The following is a 3,832-nucleotide window of genomic DNA, read 5'->3' on the forward strand; positions in this document are numbered from 1 at the left end:
GATTGGGTGCTGATTGCCGGTAAAGGGCATGAACGCACCCAGGAAATCATGGGTCAGAAAATCCCCTTTCATGACCAGCAGGTAGCGATGGAGGCACTGCGCCCATGATGCGCTACTCTCTCAACGAAATAGCCCGCATTACCGGTGGTCAACTTCTGCCTGACAGCCAGGGAAAAGACGAAATAAACGGCATTGCCACCGACAGCCGCCAACCCATGATTGGCAAACTGTTTGTTGCACTTGCCGGAGAACACTTTGATGGTAACGATTTTGTTCCGGCAGCTTTAGCGCAAGGCGCGGCCGCTGTACTCAGCAACCGTCAGGTGAATGCCCCTGGAATAGTGGTCAAGGACACATTACAAAGCCTGCAAGACTTGGCACAGCATTGGCGGCAGCGTTTCAACGTACCGGTGCTGGCAGTTACTGGCTCCTGTGGCAAAACCACGGTCAAGGAAGTCCTGACCGCCATCCTCACTGAAAGCGGCCCCGTACTGGCCACTCAAGGCAATCAGAACAATCATATTGGCGTGCCCTTGACCCTGGCAAGACTGGGCAAGGAACATCGCCATGCGGTTCTGGAAATGGGCATGAACCATGCTGGCGAGCTCACCGTACTCAGTGCTCTGGCCAAACCAACGTTGGCCCTTATCAACAATGCGGGCCCCGCCCACCTGGCCGGGCTCGGAAGTGTAAAGGCAGTCGCGGCGGCCAAGGGAGAAATTCTCTCGGGACTGGACAATCGTGGCATCAGCATTTTGAATGGTGACGATCAATTTGCCGACTTCTGGGCAGAAAAAGCTCCGGGCGAAGTGTGGCGCTTCAGTCTGAACAACCTCCCGGTACGCGTCCGGGGACATTGGCAGGATCGTTCAGGAACTGGCGGCCAACTGGATGTGCGCGCCCCCCAGGGTGAATTCACCCTCGAAGTTCCGCTACCTGGAAGACATAATGGTGCCAATGTCCTGGCTGCTGTCACCGCCGCACTGGCCCTGGATATCAGCATTCCCCAAATTCAGCGTGCTGTGGCCACATTAGAGGCCATCCCCGGTCGCTTGCAATGGCGCAACGGCAGGGGCGGCTGCCGCATTCTGGATGACACCTATAACGCCAATCCAGCTTCATTAGAGTCCGCATTACGTGTTCTTGCCGCCCAATCCGGCCAGCGTATTCTCATTCTCGGAGATATGGGTGAACTGGGTCCTGATACGGTAGTTTATCACCGGCAGGCAGGAATTCTGGCCCAACAGCTGGGCATTGATGCGGTTTACGGACTGGGGCAACTGGCTGCCGAAGCCGCTGAAGCGTTTGCAGCCGGTACAGAGCATTTTGTGGAACTGCCCCCCCTGATTGATGCCCTGCTGCCCCAGCTCAATCCGGAAACGGTGGTGCTGGTAAAAGGTTCCAGAGCCGCACACATGGAACGTGTCGTTCAGGCACTCGTGGCCGGAGACGCCTGATGCTCTACGCACTATTCATGCAACTCGGCCAGATATACCACGGTTTTTACGTGTTTCAGTATCTGACCCTGCGCGGCGTACTGGCGATACTGACCGCGCTGGTCCTCTCCCTGGTGATCGGTCCTTTTTTCATTGCCCGTCTGCGCTATTACAAAATCGGGCAGATGGTACGCAGCGATGGGCCGGAAACCCACTTCAGCAAACAGGGGACGCCGACCATGGGTGGGGCCCTGATTCTGCTGGTCGTCATTATTACCACCCTGCTCTGGTCAGATTTGCGCAATCCTTTGGTCTGGGTGGCAGTCATCACCACCTTTGCCTTTGGCGCCATTGGTTTTATTGACGACTGGCGCAAGCTGCGGCGTAAAAACACCAAGGGTTTATCCGCCCGCGCCAAATATGGTTTGCAGTCCTTGTTTGCCCTGGCTGCAGCCGGAGTATTGTATGGACTGGCCAACAAATCCGTAGAAACCAGCCTGATTATTCCTTTTGTCCCTCATGTCCTGATTCCCTTGGGGTTCGGCTTCATCATTTTCAGCTACTTCGTCATTGTCGGCACCTCCAACGCCGTCAACTTGACCGATGGCCTGGACGGGCTGGCCATCGTCCCAACCGTTATGGTGGCTGCAGCCCTGGGAATATTTGCTTATGTTTCAGGGAATTCTGTATTCGCCCATTACCTGGATCTGCCCTGGGTGCCGGGTTCCGGACAAATGCTGATTTTCTGCGGATCACTGGTCGGTGCCGGGCTCGGCTTTCTCTGGTTTAACACCTATCCTGCCGAAGTATTCATGGGCGATACCGGCGCACTGGCGCTCGGTGCCGCCCTGGCCATTGTCGCCATCATTGCCCGACAGGAATTGGTATTGGTCATCATGGGTGGGGTTTTTGTCATGGAAACCCTGTCGGTGATGATTCAGGTGGCTTCCTTCAAGCTGACGGGCAAACGGGTGTTCCGCATGGCGCCCATTCATCATCATTTCGAGAAAAAAGGCTGGCCAGAGCCACGGGTAGCCGTGCGTTTCTGGATTATTACCGTGATTCTCGTGCTCATCGGCCTTTCCAGTCTGAAGATCCGCTGACATGAAACTCGACGGCAAAAAGGTATTCATCCTCGGCTTCGGCAAAACCGGACAATCGCTCCTGAACACCGCCCTGCGTCTGGGTGGACATTGTCAGGTGGCGGATACCCGCCACCTGGAAAATGCTGATACCCTCCGTACACAATATCCCCAAGCCACTTTTCATTTCGGAGCCCTTCCTGAAAATCTGCTGCTCGACAGCGATCTGATTCTACTCAGCCCCGGTCTTGCTCCTACCCTGCCGGCCTTGCAAAAGGCCAGAAAGGCGGGAATCACCGTCATGGGTGATATTGAATTATTTTCGCGGCTGGCCAAGGCACCCATCATTGCCATCACCGGCAGTAATGGTAAAAGCACTGTTACCACGCTAGTCAGCGAAATTGCCCGAAAAGCCGGGATAATGGTTGCGACTGGTGGCAACCTGGGGACTCCGGCACTGGAGTTATTACCAGAATCTGGCCCTGAACCGGCCTGGTATATCCTCGAACTCTCCAGCTTTCAGCTGGATGCCTGTACGACTTTTCGACCCCGGGTGGCTGCCATTCTGAACCTCAGTCCCGACCATCTGGACTGGCATGGTGACTACACGCAGTACGGGGCCGCCAAAGCCCGGATTTTTCAGAACATGAATGCCGGTGATGTCCTGGTTTTGAATGGTGAAGATGCCTTTACGTCGAGCTTGCCCGGGCAAGTCCCAGACTCCGTGGCCATCCGTTGCTTTGCTGTTCATGATGAGCGCAGTGATGCCTATGTACTGCATGACCGGCTCACGCTGCGCAACAGCGGAGCCCTGCTTGCCATTGCCGACCTGCGTATGCAGGGCGGACACAATATCGAAAACGCCCTGGCAGCAGCGCTCCTGGCCGAAGCTGCCCAGTTCCCACTTGCCGCCATTCAGGAAGTGTTTTGCCAGTTTTCCGGTCTCCCACACCGTCTGGCCTGGGTTGCCGAGTATCAGGGAGTCAACTATTACAATGATTCCAAGGGAACCAATCTGGGCGCCACACTCAAAGCCATGAGCGGCTTATCCGGACCGTTGGTGATGATTCTCGGTGGCGATGCCAAGGGGGCGGATCTCAGTCCGTTGCAGCAAGCCTGCCGCGATCAGCGTGCAGCAGTTGTGCTCGGCAAAGATGCCAAAAAAATCGCGCAACTGCTGGAAAATATCATTCCGGTAGATTATGCCGACAGCATGCAGGATGCGGTTCTTAAAGCCGCATCCAGAGCCATGGCCGGAGATCAGGTTCTGCTTTCACCAGCCTGCGCCAGTACCGATATGTTCCGGGATTATCA

3 protein-coding genes are annotated in these 3,832 nt (G+C 55.7%); all 3 read left to right on the top strand.

Annotated elements, in window-relative coordinates; genetic code table 11:
* Positions 1-104 precede the first annotated feature (104 nt).
* Positions 105-1,457 (top strand): UDP-N-acetylmuramoyl-tripeptide--D-alanyl-D-alanine ligase, encoded by a 1,353-nt coding sequence (locus AC2VLY_RS10115; protein ID WP_486922210.1) that lies wholly within the window; start codon positions 105-107, stop codon positions 1,455-1,457.
* Positions 1,457-2,539, top strand: coding sequence for a phospho-N-acetylmuramoyl-pentapeptide-transferase (gene mraY, locus AC2VLY_RS10120; RefSeq protein ID WP_193649752.1), 1,083 nt, complete (start codon positions 1,457-1,459; stop codon positions 2,537-2,539). The genes AC2VLY_RS10115 and mraY overlap by 1 nt, the downstream gene beginning before the upstream one ends.
* A gap of 1 nt (position 2,540) precedes the next feature.
* On the top strand, positions 2,541-3,832 hold a 1,292-nt coding region (murD, locus tag AC2VLY_RS10125), incomplete at its 3' end, for a UDP-N-acetylmuramoyl-L-alanine--D-glutamate ligase (RefSeq protein ID WP_486922211.1).

The sequence above is a fragment of the Acidithiobacillus sp. TH-A36 genome (assembly GCF_057473445.1).